Below are 22,451 nucleotides of genomic sequence, written 5' to 3'. Positions count from 1 at the left end.
TCTTTAGCCTTTTACACTTCCAATAACAATTCCTTTTACAAAATACCGCTGCAGAAATGGGTACACAGCGACAATGGGCAAGGTTGCGATTAAAATTTGCGCCGACTTAATGGTTCGATCGGAAATAATCGACAGCTCTGATCGGCTGAGTTGCTGCAAATAAGTCATATCCCGCTGCATAATGACCGTTTGCAAATAGCTTTGCAACGGATAATTTTCCGGCTTATTCATTAGAATCAAGCCGTCAAACCAGCTATTCCAATGCCATACTATAGCGAATAACGAAATGGTCGCCATGGCTGGCAAGGACACTGGCACGAATAGCTTCCATAGCACCGTCCAATGCCCCGCTCCATCCACAAAAGCCGCCTCCTCCATTTCCTTAGGAAGCTGCCTGAAGAAATTGAGCAGAAGTACAATGTTGAAAATAGGAACAGCCCCTGGCAGCACCAATGCCCAGATCGTATCCAGCAAGCCCAGCTCCTTGATCACCATATACCATGGAATTAAGCCGCCTGCAAACAGCATCGTAAAGAAAAAAATCCACGCATACCATGTACGCGAACGAAACGTCGTTGATTCTTTAGATAACGGGTAGGCGACAAGTATCGTAATAAGCAAATTAATGGCACTGCCTAACAACACGCGTTGTACCGTAACACTCATAGCAACCCATATTTCCCCCCTGGCAAATACATGCTCATAGGAACGAAACGTCCAATCCACAGGCCAAAACTTTACAAATCCTGCTGTCACTGCCGCGCTGGAGCTGAATGAAACTGCCGCAATATGAATAAGCGGAGCAATGCACAGCAATGACAATAGAATGAGAAAGCTAGCATTTGCGAATTGAAACAGTCTGCCGCCGAACGTTTTTCTGTGCATCCTTGTTGCCTCCTTTTTCTAAAAAATCCGATAATCAGCCAGTTTATAGGCCAAAAAGTAGGCAACAGAAATAAACAGGAACGAAACGACTGACTTGAATAGCCCTACGGCAGTTGCCACACCATATTGAGCCTGCTGAAGTCCGATCCGGTACACTAAAGTATCAATTATATCGCCGCTCTGATAGACCTGCGCACTATACAAATTGACGATCTGATCAAAGCCCGCATTCAAAATATTACCCATGCTCAGCACCATCATCAACACGATAATCATTCGCATGCCAGGCAAGGTCACATGCCAGGTTTGCTTCCAGCGATTCGCGCCATCAATAACAGCAGCTTCATATTGCTGCGGGTCGATCCCGGTTAATGCGGCCAAATACACAATGGTAGCAAAGCCAAACTCCTTCCACACATCCGAGATCACCATTGTATAGGGGAACCAATCATTGCTGCCAAGGAAGAAGATAGATTTCAACCCGAACATATTAAGCAGCTGATTCACCAAACCTGATGAAGGCGATAATATATCAATGAGTACGCCCGCTAGAATAATCCAGGATAAAAAATGCGGCAAATATACAAGCGTTTGAATCCCCCGTCGAAGCCCTGAGCTGCGAAGCTCATTAAGCAGGAGGGCGACCGTAATCGGCACGATCAGCCCTGCAATCATTTTCATCCCTGCAATAAAGACGGTATTCCAAAGCACACTATAAATCCCTGGCATATCGAGCATGTAAACGAAGTTATCCCAACCAATCCACCGTTGATCCCCGAAAAATCCTTTGGCCGGAATGAACTTTTGAAAAGCAATATACAATCCAGCCATCGGAATATATGAGAAGATTATCAATAGAAGCAATCCCGGAAAAATCATCAGATGCAGCGGCAGATTACGCCGAAAAGCATGCTTCCCGCTCATAATTAGTTTCCTGCCTTATGAAGCTCGTTAACTTCCTTCGTAATTTGTGCGCCGCCAAGCTTATTCCAATCCTCTACATATTTATCAAATGCCGCAACATCCAAATCGCCCAAAATAATGCGCATAAAGGTTTCATTCGTCAGCTTTGAAAGAGTAGCGCTCTTATCCGCCATCGTTGGTGTTGGCGCGCTTACAAAGCTATTTTTCTTGAACAAATCCTTTTCTTTGTACTGCTGCATCACACTGTATACGCCATCCGCTCCATATCCTGCGCTCCAGGACCATGAGCCCTCATTGCCATTTTTCTCATAATCGGCAATTTTCTCAGCAATAACCTTAGCCTCGCCTTTCAACTGATCAATCGTACCATTCTTCGTCGCCTCCTGAATGGCTATGAAAGCATCCAGGTTTTTGTTCGGCGGCTCAGGTGTCACCGGCGAAAGCTTCCAAGTTCCTTCCGCATCACCAGGCAAGTAATACGTATCGAACTCCGCTGTCTCGCCCCAGTTCTTTTCGATGTAGAGATTAAACATTTTGAACAACGCTTCTGGATTTGCCGCATCCTTGCGAACCGCCCAATATTGCGTTGTGCCAAGGCTAATTTCAGACAATGCAGGCTCTTGATCCGCGGACATTAACGGGAAGCCTTTCCATACCGCTTTCACGTCATTATCGTGATTCGACTGGAATGGCCATGCGCTTAGCCACTGTTGACCGAAAGTTACGCCAGTCTTGCCAGATGAAGCCGTCTCTGATGTTTTACCCCAGTCTTTAACACCAAACTCTTGATCAAACATGCCTTCTTTATACAAACGCTGCAGCTCCGCGAGCGCTGTCTTCACTTCCGGTCTAGTGCTGCCGTGTACAATTTGCCCATTCTCATCCTCAACCCAAATCGTCGGGTAAGCATGATAGCCATTAAAGAAGCCTTCCAAGCTTGCAAATCCGCCGAACAAATCCTTCTGTACCAATAACCCAACCGTATCATCCTTTTGGTTGCCGTCTGGATCCTGTTTAGCGAATGCTTCAATTATAGCTAAAAGGTCTTGCATCGTTTTGGGCTCTGGCAAACCTAGCTTCTCTAGCCAATCCGTCCGAACCCAAGCAAACTGCGCCATATCGATCGAAGAACGAATATTCGGAATGCCCAACAGCTTGCCATCAATCGTTGCTGCCTTGAACGGAGCATCTCCGTCTTGCTTCAATACTTTTTTCGTAAGCGGCGCTGCATACTCCTCATACAAAGCGCCCAAATCCATAATGAGATCCGCTTCCTGCAATTGTTTTAGCTCGGTAGCATCGACTTGAATAAACTCAGGAACCTCGCCAGACGCTAGCGATACATTCATTTTTTGCTTGTATTGATCTGTACCTTTCGCAATCCAGTTATATTTGAATTGAATACCCAGCTCGTCTTGATAGAGCTTGGACCAGCGATTCTGCTCAAACGTCTCGCCCTTCAGCTTTGCTAGGACTCCTTCCAAAGTATCCTCTGTTGCACCGACCAAAGAAATCGTAATCGCCGGATCATACTTGCCTTTGTTTACTTTCCCCGTTTGTTGTTCTCCATTAGCCGCCTCACTGCTTGATTGAGGCTTTGCATTATTAGGCTGTGCGCTATTACCGCAAGCACTTGTCAGCATAATTGCCGCAGCAAGCGACATGGCTGGTATCATTTTTCCCAGACGTTTCATACTATCACTCCACTCTCGATGTGTTGGGCCCATGACATCATCTTAGCATCGGCTCCCCGAGCTTCGTAACGCTAATCTTTTTACTTTCTTGACTTCTCATGACTAATCCAATCACTTCTTCGGTTCGCTCACACTATCAAACCTACTATAGTTCCTACCGTACACCACCAGCGCACATGTACCTACCATTCCTACCGTCTGACAGCATTATTTATGTTCTTCGGCGTTTTTATCGGCAGCGGCTCCGAGCAGATGCGCTTCCCTGTACTCCTGCGGCGACCGCTTGGTCATTTTTTTGAAAAAACGCGAAAAATACGCAGGGGAATCAATCCCTACCGCTTCAGATATTTCGCTTATTTTTTTGTTTTCCTGCAGCATCGACATCGCCCGCTCCAATCGCAGCTCAGACAAGTAATCCGTAACGCTTTTTCCAGTCGCCTCTTTAAATAATCTGGATAAATACGACGGATTAAAATACACCCGATCCGCGAGCTCAACCAACGACACTCCAGTATGCAAATTCGCTTGCATATATTCCTTCACATGGCGAATGACATTGGATTCTCGATGCTCATGCCGCTCACCAAGCAAACGAAAAATTCCCTGCCCCACCCAACGATGAAAATCGAAAAGCTCGCTCCAGCTTGCAAACAAATCAGGTTGCGTCAACTTCTCGACAATACCAGGCATATCAAGCAATGATTGCAACTGCCAGCGGTTCATATATGACAATAACGGCGCGGAAATCCCGAAAAAAAGCTCCAAGCACGAGCTTGAACTTGCGCTTTCCCCCGTCAAATAAGGAATTGCAGCAACGCTTTGCTCTAACTCGGTTAGCGTCTCTTCGAACGCTTCCTTTTGCCCCTTCTCCAACTGCAGCCGTATCAGCTCAAGCTTGCTTCGATCCGGCTGCCAACCGATGGTCGGCTGAGCCTTTTTCTCACGCTCACGCTCGCTCTCCGTCAATAATAACTCGCGGCCATAGATCATGCGCTGCATCAGCCATTGCCGCAGCCCCGCTTGCTTTTGTCCCACTTGCTCCCAGCTAACCGGCTGCTCGGCTATAATCAATGATAACGATATTCCCAGCTTTGTCCGGCAGTCCGTTTGAATCCGTTCCAAGCTTTCTTCGACATATTTGACCGCCGTCATGCTCTGTTCAGCAGCTTCCTTCTCGCCTTGAATAAACCAAATCACACTATCTAACGTGCTTAGCCATTCGCAGTTCCTCCATCGCACAAGCGCGGCTGTGGCAATTAATTGCGCCGCGATCGGAATCAGCTCCGGCTTCATAAATGAATGCTCGCGATTCTCTTCATCTATCCGGGCAATGATGATCATAACAGGCTCATCCGCCTCCAAAGCTATATCCAACTCCTTAAAGCTTTGCCTTCTTTGTTCGGCATCGCGCTCCCCGCCACGCAGCAATTCAGCCAAATAATCTTTGCGTAGCGCTGCGATCGCCGATTGCTTCCGGTCCTCCGCCTGCTGCAGCATCCATTGCTGTCGCATCGATTCTTCAATGCTATCAATCGCGCGATGCACGGCGGCAATAATAACATCATCATCCTCGGTTTTCAGCACATAGCCGGCCGCTTCATTTTTAACCGCTTGGTATGCGTAATCAAATTCGTTATGGCCTGTCAAAAAGATTACTTTGCACGCTGGCCATAACCGGCGAATATGCGTGTGCAGCTCTAAACCCGACATTCCCGGCATCGCAATATCCGTAACGACAATATCTATTCTAGTTCGGCCAAGCCAGCAAAGCGCATCGGTCACCGTAGTAGCTTTGTATAGATCAAGCTCGACGTCCTTAATCTCTCCAAGCATTTCATACATCCAATCCACTACATGCGACTCATCATCCACGATCAGTATGCGATACATGAGCTATCCCCTCCTTAAATAAACGAAGCTGCACTAGTAATCCGCCGCCGCTTCCTATACAAAGCGAAATCCCGCTGCCAAAGCCAAACTTAATATGCAAGCGATGATGAATATTCATTAACCCCGTCACTTCAAAATCCGGCTGCGATTCGCTCATTGAAGTCAAACGCTTATTCATTTCCCGCAGCTCAAATTCTTCCATGCCAGCGCCGTTATCTTCCACCTCTATAAGCCAAGCGCTCTCCTCCTCGACGAACCGCATATTCACCGAACCATTTCGCTCTTTCGCATGCAGGCCATGTTCGATTGCGTTTTCTAACAAAGGCTGCAAAATAAGACGCGGAACATAGATATATTGAAACGCATCTGGAACATCCCCAATTGTCAAACGCAGCCGATTGCCAAGCCGCATTTGTTGAATTTCCGCATAATTTTGCGCATGCTCCACTTCGCGCGCGAGCAGCAGCTCATCTGCTGTATTCCGTGTAATGTACTGAAAAAACTGACCCAGCTTCTTGGAAACAACGACAGCGTTTTCATTATCCTCCAACTTAATCATCCGATGCAGCATAAAGAAGCTATTGTACAAAAAATGGGGATTAATCTGCGCCTGGAGCTGTTTCAGCTCCGCGTGCTGCACCAATATTTTTTGCTTATACACTTGATCGATCAAGGAATGCAAATGCTCTACGGTAACATTGAAATAGTCATACAAATAAGTAAAATCATCTTTTTTGCCCCGATGAATGCGTAAGTTGAAATCCCCCTCCTGCAGCTTGCGAAATGCGCGAATCAATGTAACAAGAGGCTGATGAATAAACCTGTAAAGAAAGACGGAGAAAAACACAATAATAAGGGTCGCCGTTAATGAAAAAAACCAAAACCAACGCTGATAATTGTGAACCGGACCGAAAAATAAATCACTGTCCACATAACGCGTGAGCCCCATATCCAGCTCCTCCGAACTGTTATACACTGCAAAAAGCCGATCTTTTCCATCCTCGATAAATGTTCTACCGCTTCGCTCTTGGGGATGCCAATTCAATGCGCCTTGCGTCGCATGAACTGCAGCTATAACCGATCGATCAGCCAAATTTCGCAGCACGACCTGTTCCCCGTCCTCATTGCGCGCCAGATTGGATAACGATTGGGTTAGATTTTCTAGCGATATGCTCAAATCAATGACGAATATCGGCTTGCGTCCAGCAGAGTTAGGAAACGATGCTCTGAGCAGCAAATGATCATCTTGAAGCTGAGGCGTACTAGTAAACCGTAACTTGCTATCGACCAGATCTGTCACCTCATTCTCGCTCATGGCAGAAAAACCGTTCCCGCCCGATACCTTCATTGCATTTTGAGGGATATAGGCTACAACATCGGCTATGAGCTCACTGCTGCTTTTTATTGCATTCAAACGCTGCTGCAAGCGGGTGATTGCCTTTTGCTTTTCGTAAACCGTCTTCACGGGCGAAAGCATAGCCAAATCACTCAAATTGTCATCATTCAAAGCGTCCAGCATAAGCACCTTCATCTGCTCCACGTCTGTCGTCAGCGCATCTAAATAATACGTCATTTGCGAATCAACGGATTGATAGACCTGTTCCTCTACCGCATCAACGCCCCAATTATAGATGAGCAGCCCGATGATATAGATCGGCATGAGTATAACAATGAACAGCAGCAGGAAGCGCAAATATGTCGTACTTGTCCAAGGTATAAATTTATTTTTCACTGCTTCTCTCCTCCGGTTATCCAGTCAAAAATATATGGTTCAATCCCTAATTATAACAGGACGGGCATTTCGAAATCGATCATACAATGATGACATTATTGACTTTTTATGCTGTATGACATCTTTTTCACTTCTATGGTTGAAAATACTACCAGGCTTATGAAAATACAAAAAGACTGTCCTATAAGGCAGCATATGCTACCAATAGGACAGCCTTTTCAGTTTTTCAATTTGAAACCTATGGATGCTATGGATGATCCTTCCGATACAGCTCCTTGCTCTTGTAACCAGCTTGCAAAATCTGCTTCATCTCGACTCGCCGATTTTCACGCGTTTCTTCCTGCTTCGCGCTATAAATATACCTTGCCCAATCTTTGCGGTAGCCCGGCGTCAGCTTCTCATAAAAAGCAAGCAGCTCCGGCTCATCCTTCAAATCGTTTTCCACATCGGCAATCAGCTCAATATAGTCGTCTACCCGCTGGCTCGCTTTTGTGGATGTGCTCGATTTCCCTTTACTTTTGGCATCCTCTTTAAGACCCACCACAGTAAATACGTCATCCATCCCAACCATTCGCGCAAACTTGACAGTGCTTGTCCCGATATAGCCTTCTTCATCGCACCCTATGGCCGGCATGATCTCATCACGGTGCACGTAAGTGGAATACTTTTTATTGCCCTTTTTCGGATAAGCCATAAAAAGATAGCCGTTCTTATTCAGCAAGCCTCGCTCGATTACATCAAAAGTAAGCTTCTTCATCGCATTCAGATCAAGCACAAAGGCAAAAATAGTGTCATATCCGGCCGCTGCAAGACTTGTGTCCGCTTTTTCCAACTCGTCGAAAAAATGAGAGCCTTCCGGCTGGTTTAATATTGCAATATCGTTAAATTTATGCAAGTTAAGCTTCTGTACAATTGTTTTCTCCATGCCATTGTCAGCTCCTGAACCGATGATCTTGCCCGCGAGGGGCATCATTCATAACGAATATAGGGAGAGTGTCGATTAATTGTGGATAGGGCAACAAGCAAACGAAAGGTAGGTTACTACGATCAAGTTTGGGATTCCGACCGCTGTTGTAGTCCAATTTTTTTGATGGAATAACTCCTGTAAAGGATAAAATTAGCCTACAAAGGCGGACGCTGCCGCTTCTCCATTCCCAATCTTGCTCTTCGTTCCCCTTTCTTTTTGCTTATCAATCGTTGCCCACAATTAATCGACACCCTCATAGGTAACATTATAGCATATCCGAACGGCGAAGCCCTGTTCCGAATTGCACCGTCAGCACCTGCTATATCCGCAAATGCTGCACTGCTTGCAGCCTTCTATATTAATTAATGACGCGGTACCGCAGGACGGACACAAATCTTTATGTCCCTTAGACAAATTGGAATGATTTGCACCGCTTGCTGTTGCTGACAGCTCATCATAAGCCTGCTGCTCAGACTGCTCCACGTGTTGCTGTTGGATTTCAGAGCATCTAGTATGCACATGCAGCTCCAGTGCTTTGGCAACTGCATCCGCAATTGATTCTACTCTGTTTGCGCCAAAGCCACTCGCTTCGGAGCCCCCAATCCCTTTCAAATGCTTGACGAGCAGCTTTACTTTATCGCCATGATCACCGTAACGAAGAAATAACGAGCATACTCTGCCAAGTGCTTCTGCCATCGCAAATACGTCTGAGCCAGCTTTGCCTACATTAAGGAAGATTTCTCCGGGAGTGCCGTTAATATCATTGATTGTAATATATGCCTTCCCGAACGATGTTTGCATTTTGTAGGTGGCGCCTGTCAATATTTGCGGGCGCGATTTGTATCGTTTGTCAGGAGTGCCTATAGAAGTACTTGGAATCAAGTCTTCGCCTTCTGCTTGAATCAATGGTTGAGTGTCTGATATTGGCAGAACATCCGATTGGTCCTCAGAGTCTTGAACCGTATAAGCTTCAGCCTCATTGCTTGTCTTCTCTTCCTGATCCACATCCTTGGTTTCCGTAGAAAGAACCTGAATATCCCTGCTTCCATCCCGATAGATGGTTACGCCTTTGCAGCCAAGCTCATAAGCCAGTTCATATAATTGCTCCGTATCCTCAATTGTGAAATCGTTCGGAGCGTTAGCAGTTTTGGAGATAGAGCTGTCTACCCAGCGCTGAATAGCTGCCTGCACCCTAATATGATCCTCTGCTGAAAGCGTCATTGCTGTTACAAAATATTCAGGAAACTCCTCATCAGGATGGTCATTCTTCCACTGCTGCGCGATCGGAACATACTGCTTATCGAAGCCGAGACGGCTTTGGCGGAAATATTCAAAAGCGAAATACGGCTCAATGCCGGTAGATGTGCCTACCATCGTTCCGGTACTGCCTGTCGGCGCTTGCGTAATAACCGTTACGTTGCGCATGCCTTTTTCGCGTATTGCCTCTCCAACTTCCGGAAATGCTTCTACAAGCTGCTTCATAAAGCCGCTTTGCAAGTAGCGCTCCGCATCAAAGGCCCGGAAGGAACCCTTCTCAGCAGCAATGTCCGCAGAAGCCATGTAAGCTTCCTTTGCCATAAAGCCATATAAATGATCCAAAAATTCGAGGGAATCCGCGCTGCCATACCGAATGCCAAGCTTGATCATCAGCTCTGCAAGACCCATCGTGCCAAGGCCAATGCGTCTCTCCAACTTTTGATTTTGTTCATTTTCTTCAAAATGATACGGTGTCTTGTCGATGACGTTATCGAGAAAACGAACCGCCAAGCGTGTTGTCTCGCCCAGCTTCTCCCAAGCGACATCATGACGCTCGGCATCATAAAATTGTGATAGATTGACCGCTGACAAGTTGCAGACGCCCCAAGCAGGCAGCCCTTGTTCTCCACAGTTATGAACGACTATGCCGTTAGCAATTAATGAATTTGTTATCGGTTCATTGATATCATAAACCTCGATTTCTTCCGCTTTTGTAATGCTGACTAATTTAGAGAAAAACTTTTCAGTTTTTCTAGATTTGCGCGAAATCCTTTCTAAAGCGGCTTGTTTTCTTGAAATAAATTTAAATCCGATTTGCTCTTTGAATGCAACGATGTTATTTCCACTTAAGACTAATTCAAAGAACATATTACTGCTATATTCACGCTTCTCGCCGCTTATCGTTTCATATTTAAAAGGTGCCTGATTTCTTTTGGGACGACTATAAATATGGCCATGTATACCGAAATTGAACAGTAGCAGCTGTACATCAAGAAGCAGCTTCTTGGATGAGGATGTGAGCCGGACTGTGCGATGCATTTCATCATTTTCGTACACTGTGCCATCTGCGCTAAACAAAGCTTGCACGAAAGCTGCTACAGTCTCCTTAGCTGCCGTAAAAATACATTCAGGTACTTCCTTCTCCGCAGCCGGTACTGCTTTTATCCCGAGATCCAATAATTTATCTCGAAATGCCTTGCGCCACCAAAATAGCTGCGAGGTTCCATTATCACGCTTATGGATTTTTGCTTCTGCGCCACTAAAAAGCTTGCCCGCTTCGATCATATAAGGGATTACTTCAGAATCCTCCTTTCCGAAAACCATCCCGATATCTCCACGCTTAGCAATCCAGCCATCGCCAACCAGCCAACCCAAAAACATTCCCCACTGTTTGCCAAGATGATCTTTTTCAGGAAAAATCCCGCTGCCTGATTGAACATAAATGCGATCATTTTCATTCAGTTGCTGGGCTTCTTTCCAACCGGAATCCGTATAAATACGATGCTCAGGTGTAACTTTAAGCTCCAGGCCATTTGCGAATACAAGCTTCAACGTAGGCTTATAACCGCTAGGAAAAACGGTGCCTGTGCGTATACACGTTCCTGTTGTCTCATATTGACGTCCACCAACTACTTTGGCCGCTTGAATGACTCGTTCATCCGTGATCATTGTAAAGGACTTTGCTCCAACTTTTTTATATAACTCTGAAATTTTAATCAGCCCAAATTCAGTAGCTATCCGGGTATCAGGATGAAAGCAAGGATTCGTACTAATGATCGAATTGAAGTACCAGCTGTTGGACATTTTATTATAGCGTTCCATAAAAACGACGCCAGGCTCAGCAGATTTCCAGGCTGACTCTATAATTAACCGCCATATTTCCCGCGCTCTGACCGTCTTATAAGTAACGACTTTTTTGCCAATCTCTCTCCACTTCGCTATATCTCCGTCCCATAGTTCGTCGTAATCTTGCTCCTTCGTATCGGGGAAGACAAGCTCCCACATGGCGTCAGCTTTAACGGCTTCCATAAATGCATCACTGACGCATACCGACAGATTAGCATTCGTTACTAATCCCATCGTCTGCTTCACAGTAATAAACTCCATTATATCCGGATGCCAGTCATTGAGCATAATCATTAAAGCTCCCCTCCTGCTTCCGCCCTGCTCAATCAATCCCGTGGTATGGCTGAACAAGCCGCCCCAAGACACAGAGCCGCTTGACGTGCCGTTAACGCCTGCAACGATTGCCTTGCGCGGACGCAAGGAAGACAGATTTATACCTACACCGCCGCCCCGAGCCATAATTTCTGTCATTTCGGTTAGCGTCGTCATAATGCCGCCGCGGCTGTCCTTTGGAGAAGGAATAACATAACAATTGAATAAGGTAAGCTCATCGCTCGCACCTGCACCTGCGGCAATTCTGCCGCCCGGAACCAGCTTCCAATCTGTCAGTACATGGCGAAACCGCTCTTGCCACAGTTCTTTTTCAGACTCACTTTCAACGGATGCCATTGCTGCTGCAAGCCTGTCCCACATCTCTTCGGGAGTATGCTCAACCGTAAGCGTCAGCTGCTCAACCGGAGCATGGACGATCTCGCCGCTGCGCAGCTCTACAGTAACCTCACTTCTGTTTCTTTCAATTACTTTACCTACTTCCTTCGTTGGAAATTTAGGATCATCCTTGACCATAACGAGCACGACATCGCCAATTCGAACCTGCTTTGAGTCTGCATTTTTTTTCGCATAACGGTCTAAAAATATTTTTTCGCTTAATCCTTCCAGCTTTGTCACATGTATCGTCTCCAATCTAGGATACAATATATTGTATATAAATCATTTTAACACACTATATATAGAAATTATATGTAAAAAATCACTTCGTAATATTAATTTTTGTTTATGTCGACTATCCTTATTGTTAATTTTATTCTCTCCTATATACAAAGCATTACTAGTTTTCTCTCTCTTTGGTCATACTATTAGTTACATAGTTAGAAAACGTAAAAAGGAGCCGTCTAAAATGTTCCAATCGACACCAGCACAAGCTGCCGACGCAGCAGTTGAATCACATATTGCACTGCGCAAGCTGCATCCGCTTGTACAGCTTCAGCATGATCGCACCTGGTTTCATGAACTGCAGGAGCGGCTTAGCCGTAACGGCTCATGGGATAACTGGACGTTATATCAGCTTGCCATGGAGGCTGAGCAGGCAAAAGCAATTAATAGCTTCGAGCAGCTAAGATGTCTGGGCAGCCTGCCTGACTTGGAGCCGCTGCCACACCAGATCAGCACAGCGCAGAAGGTGCTCCATTCCATGGGAGGACGAGCTATTCTTGCAGATGAAGTTGGGCTCGGAAAAACAATAGAGGCCGGTCTTATTCTAAAAGAATATTTGATAAAAGGCCTTGTAAAGCGTGCGCTTATTCTTGTCCCGGCCTCGCTAGTGCTGCAATGGGTGCGTGAACTGAATCAAAAATTCGGCATTGCTGCAGTAGCGCAAAAAAGAGCGCACACATGGGGCTATGATATTGTCGTTGCTTCCATTGACACCGCCAAGCGTGAGCCGCACAAGGATACAATTCTGGAAACGGATTACGATATGATCATTATCGACGAAGCGCATAAGCTTAAAAATAAAAAAACGACCAATTACCAGTTTGCGGTACAGCTGCGCAAAAAATATTGCTTGCTGCTTACAGCGACGCCTATTCAAAACGATCTTGATGAGCTTTACAACTTGATTAATTTGTTAAAGCCCGGTCAGCTTGGCGGCCAAAGCGAGTTTTCTGCCAACTATGTCGTCGACAAGCGCCTGCCCAAAAATGAAGACCAGCTGCAGGAGGCGCTTTCTTCCGTTATGATCCGCAACCGGCGCGGCGATGGCGGCATCAGCTTCACCCGTAGAATTGTAAAAAACATACCTTTGCAGCTGTCCGAAGAGGAAAAGCAGCTTTACGATGCGGTAACAAGCTTCGTAAAGGAGCGCTATGAGGAGAGTGAAGGTTTACTAGCCAATATGCTCTCACTGGTCACTCTGCAGCGCGAAGTATGCAGCAGCCGCGATGCTGTTTTTTTAACGCTGGTCAATATGTTCAAAAAAACAGAGGAGCAGTCGCCCCTGCGTCCCAAAATATGGGAGCTGGTAGAAAAAATTCGGGGCATTAAAGCTAACACGAAGGCTGAAAAAGCGCTGGAGCTTATTAAGGATATGAATGAGAAGGTTATTATTTTCACGGAATACCGCGCTACCCAAGAATATTTGCTGCAATTTTTCCGCGAGCACAATATGATCGCCGTACCTTACCGGGGTGGCATGAATCGCGGCAAAAAGGATTGGATGATGGATTTATTCCGTGGCCGGGCGCAAGTGCTTATTGCAACGGAAGCTGGCGGCGAAGGCATCAATCTGCAATTTTGCCACCATATGATCAACTTCGATCTGCCCTGGAACCCGATGCGCGTAGAGCAGCGGATCGGCCGTGTTCACCGGCTAGGCCAGACGGAAGATGTAAAAATATACAATCTATGCACGCTCGGTACAATTGAAGAGTATATTGTCAGCCTTCTGCACGAAAAGATTAATTTATTTGAGCTCGTGATCGGTGAGTTGGATCACATTTTGGAACGCTTCGACAAGGGAGAAGCAATCGAGCAGCAGCTGGCCAAAGCGCTGCTTGAATCAAAAAGCAATGAGGATTTCATCGAGCAATTTAATAAGCTGGGCAGCTCGCTGCATCAAGTTAGAGATGAGGTTTGTAAAGAAAACGACGCAGGTGCACCGCTTGATTTGACTAGCTGGCAATCAACCACAGAGTAGAGGTGAACATAACCCCCGTGAATGAACGTGAAATTCATCAATATGTACAGCGGTATCTTGATGCAACCAATTGCACAATTTTGGAAAAAGCTCCCGATCATTTTATCGTAAAGCTTTCACCGGATGCCGACCGCGCTTTAACGAACCGTCCCTATTATTGGGGCTTCGTTGATCGCGTAGGCGTTGAGCCGGAAACGATGTCCTTCCTGTTCGTAACAAACAGCAAGCAGTATGACCAGCAAGAAGTTTCCGCCAATATTCAGCAAGCGGATAGCGAATTTGCAAGTGAAACAGCTGAGATGAGCGGAAGCGATGCACATTTGGTCCGCTCGCTTGGCTTTGTGCCTGCTAGCTTGCAGGAAGGCAAGCGCTACCCGCGTGAAAATTTATACTTTGGCGCGCGCAAGCTGGAGCAAATATTTGATGCTGCCAAGGAGAGCGGAAGCTATGTTTGCCTATTTGAGCAGCCTAACCGCAGAAACGCGAATCCATTTGAGTCAGCGGCATACACAGCGTGGCTTGGCGTTAATTTAAAGGTGGAGTACATTTGCGATCAGAAAAAAGAAGAAATTTACAGCTTCGGCGTATCTCTCATTACAGGGCATTGCGTTGAAGGTTTTCATGACAAGCTGCTTAAATGCCGACTCTCCCCCCAGCTGCCATCCAATATTCATATTGCCAAAAATGGCGTCACAGCAATTCGCGCACTGCAAATTATTGAGCAAACGCTCGAAAGAAAGCTGAAGCAAATGGATTATGGATGGGCAGAACAAGCTTCCTTGCGGCTGGAAGAAGAACTTGATAGAGTAAGCAGCTACTATAATAAATTACTGGAGCATGCGCTTGAGGAGAACAAAACCGGAATTTCTGAGCAATTCGAGCAGCGCAAGTCTGAAATTCGCCAGCAGTATGAGCCTAGAGTGATAGCATCCGCTATTAACTGCGGCATTTTTCATCTTGAAGGCATCGATTGACGTTTCCCCCATTCAATCGCCAAAAAAAGCTGTTGCTTGCATCGCTATTCGCGACACATTGCAACAGCCTTTTTAAAGCTTGTCCGATAAACTAGCATGGAGGTGATCAGATTATGAATGCTAGAACAAAAAAATTAGCAGTCCTGTTCGTGCTAACACTTACTTTATTTGCCGGCGCGAAGCATATGAATGCGGAAGCGCCTGCCGAGCAGCAATTAACGGAGCTTGCTGAGCAATGGTGCAAACAGCTTGCCGCGGATCCATCCTTTGCCACTTGGCGCGGCGCTAAACTTTCTGTTTATCCGCTTGGTCCAGGCACTCACAGCTGGATGGTCATACTTTCCCAGCAAGAAGAGCGCGTAGGCTATTTTATTATTCACGCTGTAGAAAACGGCGGCTACACGCTTGGCGAATACGGATTGGACCCTTATATTTCTTTGCTTGATTCCTTTGAGCAGCAGACCTCGCTGCTGCCAGGCACTTATTCTAATGAAAATAATGAAGCTGCAGCCTTTTATTATATCCATCCCTTCCTTGCTGTATATGCATCGAACAATGCGGCAGAAGGACTCTATGAGCTTTTCAGCAGTGAGCAATTGCCTGTCACAATTGATCAGTTTAAAGCGGAAGCGCAAAGCAGCTCATTAAAAGCCAAGCAAGCTGAGCTGCAGGCTCTGACAAATAATAAAATTGCAACAGCCGGCCTTTCCAGGCTTGCTTCGTTTGCCCATGTCGAGCCCTTTGACAGCTATGCCAGCATGCCATGGCTAACAAAAGCTTCTTTAAATCAAAACTATTCACTAAAAGATATAGACAAACTGAAAGCGCAAATCATCAAAACCATTCAAAAAGACGAACAGCTCCGCTATGTCACGGAGCAGTACAACGGGAAAGTGCTGTTTGCATCGTCCGTAACCGGATATCATCAATGGGATGAGCAGCTTTATGTTGCGCTTTCTGTTCCAGAGCATCAAACAGCGGTGCGGTATGTTCCCCTTCCTGATCTTATGGCATACGGGCACTTTTACCGCTGAGCTTTATTTTGACGGCGATCCTGCCGTTTTTTGTTCCACAGTATAATGCTTAAGCCACCTGCTCCAAACCAACGCACTAGCCATGGCTCTCTTGAAGCTTTGGCTATTTTTTTTGCTTCCCTTCTTTGCTCAATCGGCTGATCCACATAATGAACAATTTGTTCAGTTACATATTTAACCAAATCATTTCCTTTTGCCATGCTTCCACCTCCTGCTTCAACGTCGTTACATTAAGCTTTCCCTCTTCAAACTAAACATAATCATGAATCATTTCCCGGCCCAAAAGGAACTCTATTTGTAACGGAACTACTGCAAAAGCTAATGGAGGATATTAAAATGCTAAAATGGTTTTGTATTGCTGCAACGATATGCCTGCTTCTATTGAATCCGCAAGCACACCCCCGGCCTCAAAATGTGAGTCAAGCAAACAAAATGGAATATACTGCTTCGCCGCATACACAATGGGCCGTTCCTTATACGACTGTCATTCTTGATGTAGGACATGGCGGCATCGATGGCGGTGCTTCTTATGGCGATGTGCTGGAGAAGGATATTAATCTGGCCGTTGCGAAAAAGCTATACGCCTTGCTTAGCAAGCAAGGCATTACAGTGGTCATGAATCGCACGAGCGATTACGCCCTTAGCGAGGATAACCGCTGGTCAACTGGACGCAGCAGGCATGGCAAGGATTTATCGCAAAGGAGACAGCTCACAGAAGAAATCGACAGCAGCCTTCTGATCAGTCTGCATGTGAATGCTTCGCCTAACAATGCAAGCCACGGGCCAATTGTTTTGCATCAGAATACTGGTGAAAGTGTTATGCTTGCTCATTTTATTCAAAACGAGCTGAACAAACAACAAAAAACAGCCTTTCTTCCTAAAGAAGGAAAGCCGTTTTATTTGCTTAAGCGGGTAAAAATACCTGCTGTTATTGTCGAAATGGGATTTATTAGCAACAGTAATGACAGACAGATGCTAACCGATACGAAAGGCCAGGAAAAAATTGCCGAAGCGATTGCATCAGGGATTGGGCAATTTCATTGGACGGTTCATTAGCTCGGTTGGAGCAAGTATGTCGGTAAGCTTGACAAATCGGGTCGTAGGGGTCATCGTTGGGATACTTCTCTTTAGAACGGCAGCAGTATGCTTGCCTGGAGGCCCAACATGGCCTATTGTAATTACACTGTCATGATTTTCAAGCAGCTTCTTAACCACGGCTACCTGTTTTGCCACATGCGCTTCACTATATACATCGTCTAAAAACACTTGGTTGCTCAAGTACTTCACGCCAAGCTCCTGCGCAATTTTGGGAACAACTGTTTTATGAGTCGTTCGGCTGTCCAGAAAAAAGAGCCCTTGTTCTTTGCATACGGTTAAAATAACTGTCATGACACGCTCATCAGCTGTTGCTTTCGAACCCATATGATTGTTCATGCCCACTGCATGAGGCACGTCAGCTATAGCTTTTAATACTCGAGCTCGAATTTCCTCATCGCTCATATCCACTGTTATCGCGCCTGGACCAAGCCACTCCTTCTTGCCTCTCATCGGCTCCAAGGGCAAATGCACAATGACATCATGCCCACGGCGGTGGGCTTCCTCAGCATCCGCCTTTGTGCTGGGCATAAACGGCATTATTGCAGCTGTAAAATACACCGGCATATTAAGCATTTCTGGCGTTCCATTCATATGATTGCCGAAATCATCAATAACGATTGCAATCATTTTCTGTGTTTGACCTTCTACTTCGGTTTCAGCTCCTGCTGACAGGCTTGGACTGCTGATTAACATCGCAATAATTAACGAAATAGCAATTGCTTGAACTGTTCGAAACATTATTTTTCACATCCTTATTATGACTAAATGAAATACTGTTTCATTGTTTGTTATTAAGATGTAAATTATGCTCCAATAGTTCAAAAGGATTATGTAGACAGTTGTCGAATGTTATTTACTATTATGAGAATGAAAACTAATAACGCATCAGCATCATTTACTTCATCGGCCTCTTTTAAAAATATGCTGTTTTTACTCATTACGCTTGCATTTTTGCTGGGGCTGCGCATGATCTGGCTTTCTGCCATTTCAGAAGGTGAGCACCCTCAAATTAAAGCAGGTATCTTAGATTTGCGCGGCACCTCGTTTGACACAAAGAAAACGTTCAATTTAGATGGAGATTGGATTTTTCATCCTAATACTTTAATCTCTACTATAGAAGAGGCTGACCGCAGCCAATCTACTACGATTCCTGTTCCTCATAATTGGAAGGACTATTTATCTGATCAGTCACAAAGCAGCAAAGGCTATGGAACCTATCAGCTAAAAATATTAGTTGACGATTTTTATAACGATTATTACGTTTTATGGGTACAGCGCATTAACAACGCTTCCGCTATTTATATAAATGGCGAACTTGTAGCTTCAACAGGAGCAGTTGCTGCAAATGAAAAAGACTATTCACCAAAAGTCATCTCATATACGGCGCCCTATTACAAAAACGAACAAAAAGAGTTAAACATTTTTATTCAAGTTAGCAATTATGAAAATTCAAAGACGGGTGGCATCGTCAAGTCTATTCGTTTCGGGCTGCAGGCGGCAATGGATTATGAGCGCTTATATTCGATCGGCTTCCAGCTGGCTACGTTCATCATTTTAATTCTGCATGCATTCTATGCGTCAATTCTCATTCTTTTCAAATCCTTTCGAAAAGATATTTTATATTTTTTACTTTTAACCTTGCTCGCCAGTCTTACCGTCATCTCCGATCATGACCAGCTGCTTGCCATTTGGCTACCGATTAACTTTACTTGGACTTTGATTATCCGCATTCTATCTTACTTATGGGTTTCCTTCGTATTGCTACTATTGGCACGAACATTAACCAACCATACGAAACGCTCTTTATTATTTAGATTATATTTCGTTTTATGTGTACTCTATAGTTTAGTTTCAATCATTTTCCCGTCAAACATGATACTTACCAACTATAAATATATCTTTTCTGTTTTATATTGTGCGCCATTACCGGCTGTGGCTTACTTATTCAGCAATTTCGCAAAAAACAATCGTCATGGGGCCATGTTTTTACTGCTTGCTGCCTGCAGTGTATTATCAAGTATTTTATGGGGAATTTTTTTAAAGAGTACTATATGGGTGTATTATCCGTTTGAAATCATATTTGCCATTATCGGCTTTTCAGCTTATTGGTTCAAGCAATATTTGCGCAATAGCAGTGAAAACGCGCTACTGAATGATAAACTGAAAAAATCAGACAAGCTGAAGGACCAATTTCTTGCAAACACTTCACATGAGCTGCGGACTCCGCTCCATGGCATGATTAATATTGCACATACCTTATTAACAAAAGAAAAGCACATGATTAGCGCGACCAGCTATAAGGATATGGAGCTGTTAGTAAAAATCGGCCGCAGAATGTCTTATTTGGTTGATGATTTAATTGATATGAATCAACTGCAGGAAAATCGTTTGCGACTGCAAAAAGAAGAAGTACAGCTGCAAGCAGTAGTGCCCGGTGTTATCCATATGCTGCATTTTTTGACGACAGGCAAGCAGTTGCAAATCAAAATGGATATTTCCACTGTGCTTCCGACTGTTTATGCGGATGAAAAACGTATCGTTCAGGTGCTCTATAACCTCATTCACAATGCGATAAAATATACGGAGCAAGGAACCATTACAGTATATGCAGAGGTAACAAATAAAGAGGTGGTTGTCTCTGTATCGGATACAGGGCCCGGCATGGATGAAGCTACGGTCGAACGAATATTTTCACCTTACGAGCAAGGCGTTACTGAGGTTAGCAAAGGCGGCGGCATCGGCCTTGGCCTAAGCATTTGCAAGCAGCTTATTGAGCTTCATGACAGCCGTATTCTTGTAAAAACCAAGCCCGGCACTGGTTCGACCTTCAGCTTCTCCTTGCCGCAAGCACAGTATGTTTCTGATATTAAATCAATGGCAGCAAGCAGTGGCAGCATCGCTCCGGATTGGCTGGAGCAAACCAAGTCTGCTCTGCACGGCTCAGTCGACACCTGGATCGCACCAGAAACTGCATTGCCTTCGGTTGCGCACGGTCATATTAATATTTTAATTGTGGATGACGATCCTATTAATTTAAAAGTGCTTGTTGATTTGCTTGGCACTGAAAATTATAACGTTACTTCAGCCAGCTCTGCTCAGGAAGCATTAAAGCTGATCGTAGTCGGCCAGTGGGATTTAATTATATTGGACGTTATGATGCCTTATATGTCCGGCTACGAGCTGACTCGTAAAATAAGAGAACAAATTACGATTGCAGAGCTGCCGATATTGCTGCTGACTGCTAGAAACAAACCTGAAGATATTTATGCAGGCTTCGTTGCTGGGGCTAATGATTATATTACAAAACCGGTTGATGCGATTGAGCTCAAATATCGGGTATGGTCGCTGACAACCTTAAAGCAATCTGTCGATGAAAAGCTGAGAATGGAAGCTGCTTATCTGCAAGCCCAAATTCATCCTCATTTTCTATTCAATACGTTAAATTCGATTATGGCACTGAGCACGATTAATACAGAAAAAATGCACCAGTTATGCGACGCATTTACCTCTTATCTAAGAATCAGCTTTGATTTTTTAAATGCGGGCGAGGTTGTATCTTTAGCCCGTGAGCTGAAGCTGGTCCGTGCGTACTTGTACATCGAGAAGGAACGCTTTAATAATCGCATACAGGTTAAATGGGCCGTCAATTCCAATGTAGAGCTGATGATTCCTCCGCTTACAATTCAACCAATTGTAGAAAATGCTGTACGGCACGGTTTACTGAGCAGTCTTAAGGGCGGAACGATTCATATCGCTATTACGCCCGCTTCAAGCGGCACCATGTTTAAAATAAGCGACAATGGCGCCGGTATGGAGCCCGATAAAATAAACCGCTTGCTTGACCCTGCCATGATCGGCAAGGGCGGGATTGGACTATTCAATACAAATCGCAGATTAGTGAAAAGGTACGGTGCGGGACTAACTATCCAGAGCAAAATTAATGAAGGCACCTCGGTTTCCTTCTTTATCCCTCATTCAACGCCATAGCAAACAATCCCCTATGCTCCGGTATTCCGAAGCATAGGGGATTGCTATTTTAACAACCATATGCAAGCGATCAATCAAATAAGTCGCCCAAAACATCAAGCATATTTTTCTTCTTTTTATAAGGTCGGCCATATTTGTCAGTTGCGTATTTTCCTTTGCGGTAATCCTCTCGATACTCTTTTTGCTGATAATAAGTTTGATCATGCTGTACAGGCGGCTCCATATAGTTGGCAGACTGCTGCTCCATACGGTCATAATCTCTTTGCACCTCTTTAACGCCCTGCATCAGCTTCTCCAGCTCTCCGCGATCAAGCCATACTCCCTTGCAGTCTGGACACACATCGATCGCAACTCCGTCTTTAACAACTTCTCGCATTCTGACATCATCACAGATTGGACATTTCATGGCATATGCTCCTCACATTATTTGTTATTGGGTTGTGCGTTCATGTAATGTTTTGCACAGTACTCAAATGCTTCGGTCCTGAGAGGCGTCAATATAGCGGTAGCTTCTGTTCAGCTTAACGACTCGGCGATTGGGTCGGCGCAGGACAACATGGCTGTCATCCCAAGCTACTACGATTCCAATAACATCATTGACTTCCATTTCATCGCGAATCGCGCGCACCGAATTACCGTTTTGGCGAAACACATCTAGTTGTTCATCCGTAATCACGTTGTCAGCCTCCTTCCAAAAGAATAATTAATCGACAGCTTCTATAAACAGCTATACATTGTTGTATTTACAAAAACACCTCAATGAATGCATACGCAAATCATTGAGGCTGGTTTCAAAAAATACAATTATAATTAGCCGACATGTTCTTTAGAATCGTTTGTTTCTGTCTCATACCATTCATCCAGCACTCTTGAAGACATGACTCTGTTGCATATATATGCGCTTTGCTTGATGGTAAAATGATTCTGCCACTCTATTCCAAGCTCATCACACAGCTTCACAATCGTTAAAAGCTCGGACCAGGCTACGTAACGCTTATACCAAAAAAATTGCGGATGCTCAATCATATAAGGATACAAATCGTCAAATTCTGTATGCTTGCAATCGAGAGCGCGCTCAAAATGAATTTTTGCAGCAATAAGCTTTTCGTCCATAAATTCAGCAGACATTGTTCCCATAGTTGTGCCCCCCTTCATTTCTCATGTTTATTATAAGTTATATTTGTAAACGT

Annotated in this window: 17 protein-coding genes; 5 read left to right on the top strand and 12 right to left on the bottom strand. The window is 44.9% G+C overall.

What is annotated here, in order from left to right; genetic code table 11:
• Window positions 1-3 precede the first annotated feature (3 nt).
• The 7 genes from V1L65_RS11395 to V1L65_RS11365 form a co-directional block, all read right to left on the bottom strand.
• Entirely contained in the window at window positions 4-885 is an 882-nt protein-coding gene (locus V1L65_RS11395; RefSeq protein WP_331699270.1) for a carbohydrate ABC transporter permease, read from the bottom strand.
• Window positions 886-903: 18 nt separating this feature from the next.
• Window positions 904-1,809 carry an ABC transporter permease gene (locus tag V1L65_RS11390; protein ID WP_331699269.1) on the bottom strand — a complete coding sequence of 302 codons (906 nt, stop codon included), beginning with the start codon at window positions 1,807-1,809 and terminating at the stop codon, window positions 904-906.
• Between the two features lie 2 nt (window positions 1,810-1,811).
• On the bottom strand, window positions 1,812-3,503 hold the full coding sequence (locus V1L65_RS11385) for an extracellular solute-binding protein (RefSeq protein WP_331699268.1): 1,692 nt from the start codon (window positions 3,501-3,503) through the stop codon (window positions 1,812-1,814).
• A 207-nt stretch (window positions 3,504-3,710) separates the two neighbouring features.
• Window positions 3,711-5,393 carry a response regulator gene (locus V1L65_RS11380; protein WP_331699267.1) on the bottom strand — a complete coding sequence of 561 codons (1,683 nt, stop codon included), beginning with the start codon at window positions 5,391-5,393 and terminating at the stop codon, window positions 3,711-3,713.
• The gene (locus tag V1L65_RS11375) at window positions 5,368-7,125 is read right to left on the bottom strand and encodes a sensor histidine kinase (protein WP_331699266.1); all 1,758 of its coding nucleotides are present in this window, start codon (window positions 7,123-7,125) and stop codon (window positions 5,368-5,370) included. Before V1L65_RS11375 ends, V1L65_RS11380 begins: the two co-directional genes overlap by 26 nt.
• A 247-nt stretch (window positions 7,126-7,372) precedes the next feature.
• Window positions 7,373-8,050, bottom strand: a complete 678-nt coding sequence (locus V1L65_RS11370; protein WP_331699265.1) for a YdeI/OmpD-associated family protein — start codon at window positions 8,048-8,050, stop codon at window positions 7,373-7,375.
• 351 nt (window positions 8,051-8,401) lie between these two features.
• Complete coding sequence (locus V1L65_RS11365; protein ID WP_442955690.1) at window positions 8,402-12,142, bottom strand: LAGLIDADG family homing endonuclease; 3,741 nt, start codon at window positions 12,140-12,142, stop codon at window positions 8,402-8,404.
• Between the two features lie 229 nt (window positions 12,143-12,371).
• Between V1L65_RS11365 and V1L65_RS11360 the strand changes: the two genes are divergently transcribed.
• The 3 genes from V1L65_RS11360 to V1L65_RS11350 all read left to right on the top strand — a co-directional run bounded on the left by V1L65_RS11360 (window position 12,372) and on the right by V1L65_RS11350 (window position 16,176).
• Window positions 12,372-14,168: a DEAD/DEAH box helicase gene (locus V1L65_RS11360; RefSeq protein ID WP_331699263.1), complete on the top strand. Its 1,797-nt coding sequence runs from the start codon at window positions 12,372-12,374 to the stop codon at window positions 14,166-14,168.
• A gap of 2 nt (window positions 14,169-14,170) precedes the next feature.
• On the top strand, window positions 14,171-15,142 hold the full coding sequence (locus V1L65_RS11355; RefSeq protein ID WP_331699262.1) for a YqhG family protein: 972 nt from the start codon (window positions 14,171-14,173) through the stop codon (window positions 15,140-15,142).
• Between the two features lie 113 nt (window positions 15,143-15,255).
• Complete coding sequence (locus tag V1L65_RS11350; RefSeq protein WP_331699261.1) at window positions 15,256-16,176, top strand: hypothetical protein; 921 nt, start codon at window positions 15,256-15,258, stop codon at window positions 16,174-16,176.
• Here V1L65_RS11350 and V1L65_RS11345 read toward each other — a convergent pair.
• On the bottom strand, window positions 16,167-16,376 hold the full coding sequence (locus V1L65_RS11345) for a YqzE family protein (protein ID WP_331699260.1): 210 nt from the start codon (window positions 16,374-16,376) through the stop codon (window positions 16,167-16,169). The two genes, V1L65_RS11350 and V1L65_RS11345, sit on opposite strands and share 10 nt — an antisense overlap.
• Before the next feature lie 136 nt (window positions 16,377-16,512).
• Between V1L65_RS11345 and V1L65_RS11340 the strand changes: the two genes are divergently transcribed.
• Entirely contained in the window at window positions 16,513-17,232 is a 720-nt protein-coding gene (locus V1L65_RS11340) for an N-acetylmuramoyl-L-alanine amidase (RefSeq protein ID WP_331699259.1), read from the top strand.
• On the opposite strand, the gene V1L65_RS11335 is transcribed toward V1L65_RS11340, so the two are convergent.
• Window positions 17,197-18,012 (bottom strand): divergent polysaccharide deacetylase family protein, encoded by an 816-nt coding sequence (locus V1L65_RS11335; RefSeq protein WP_442955689.1) that lies wholly within the window; start codon window positions 18,010-18,012, stop codon window positions 17,197-17,199. The two genes, V1L65_RS11340 and V1L65_RS11335, sit on opposite strands and share 36 nt — an antisense overlap.
• A 129-nt stretch (window positions 18,013-18,141) precedes the next feature.
• Between V1L65_RS11335 and V1L65_RS11330 the strand changes: the two genes are divergently transcribed.
• Window positions 18,142-21,261 carry an ATP-binding protein gene (locus tag V1L65_RS11330; RefSeq protein WP_331699258.1) on the top strand — a complete coding sequence of 1,040 codons (3,120 nt, stop codon included), beginning with the start codon at window positions 18,142-18,144 and terminating at the stop codon, window positions 21,259-21,261.
• A gap of 70 nt (window positions 21,262-21,331) precedes the next feature.
• On the opposite strand, the gene V1L65_RS11325 is transcribed toward V1L65_RS11330, so the two are convergent.
• The 3 genes from V1L65_RS11325 to V1L65_RS11315 all read right to left on the bottom strand — a co-directional run bounded on the left by V1L65_RS11325 (window position 21,332) and on the right by V1L65_RS11315 (window position 22,398).
• A complete protein-coding gene (locus V1L65_RS11325; protein WP_331699257.1) occupies window positions 21,332-21,667 on the bottom strand; it encodes a TFIIB-type zinc ribbon-containing protein in 336 nt (111 codons plus the stop codon).
• Between the two features lie 63 nt (window positions 21,668-21,730).
• The gene (locus V1L65_RS11320; RefSeq protein ID WP_331699256.1) at window positions 21,731-21,937 is read right to left on the bottom strand and encodes a hypothetical protein; all 207 of its coding nucleotides are present in this window, start codon (window positions 21,935-21,937) and stop codon (window positions 21,731-21,733) included.
• 134 nt (window positions 21,938-22,071) lie between these two features.
• Window positions 22,072-22,398, bottom strand: a complete 327-nt coding sequence (locus tag V1L65_RS11315) for a hypothetical protein (RefSeq protein ID WP_331699255.1) — start codon at window positions 22,396-22,398, stop codon at window positions 22,072-22,074.
• Window positions 22,399-22,451 lie beyond the last annotated feature (53 nt).

This window comes from Paenibacillus sp. IITD108 (assembly GCF_036541265.1).
Classification (GTDB): Bacteria; Bacillota; Bacilli; order Paenibacillales; family Paenibacillaceae; genus Pristimantibacillus.
The sequence above is the reverse complement of the archived record's forward strand: the minus strand, read 5'-3'. Positions and strand labels throughout refer to the sequence as shown.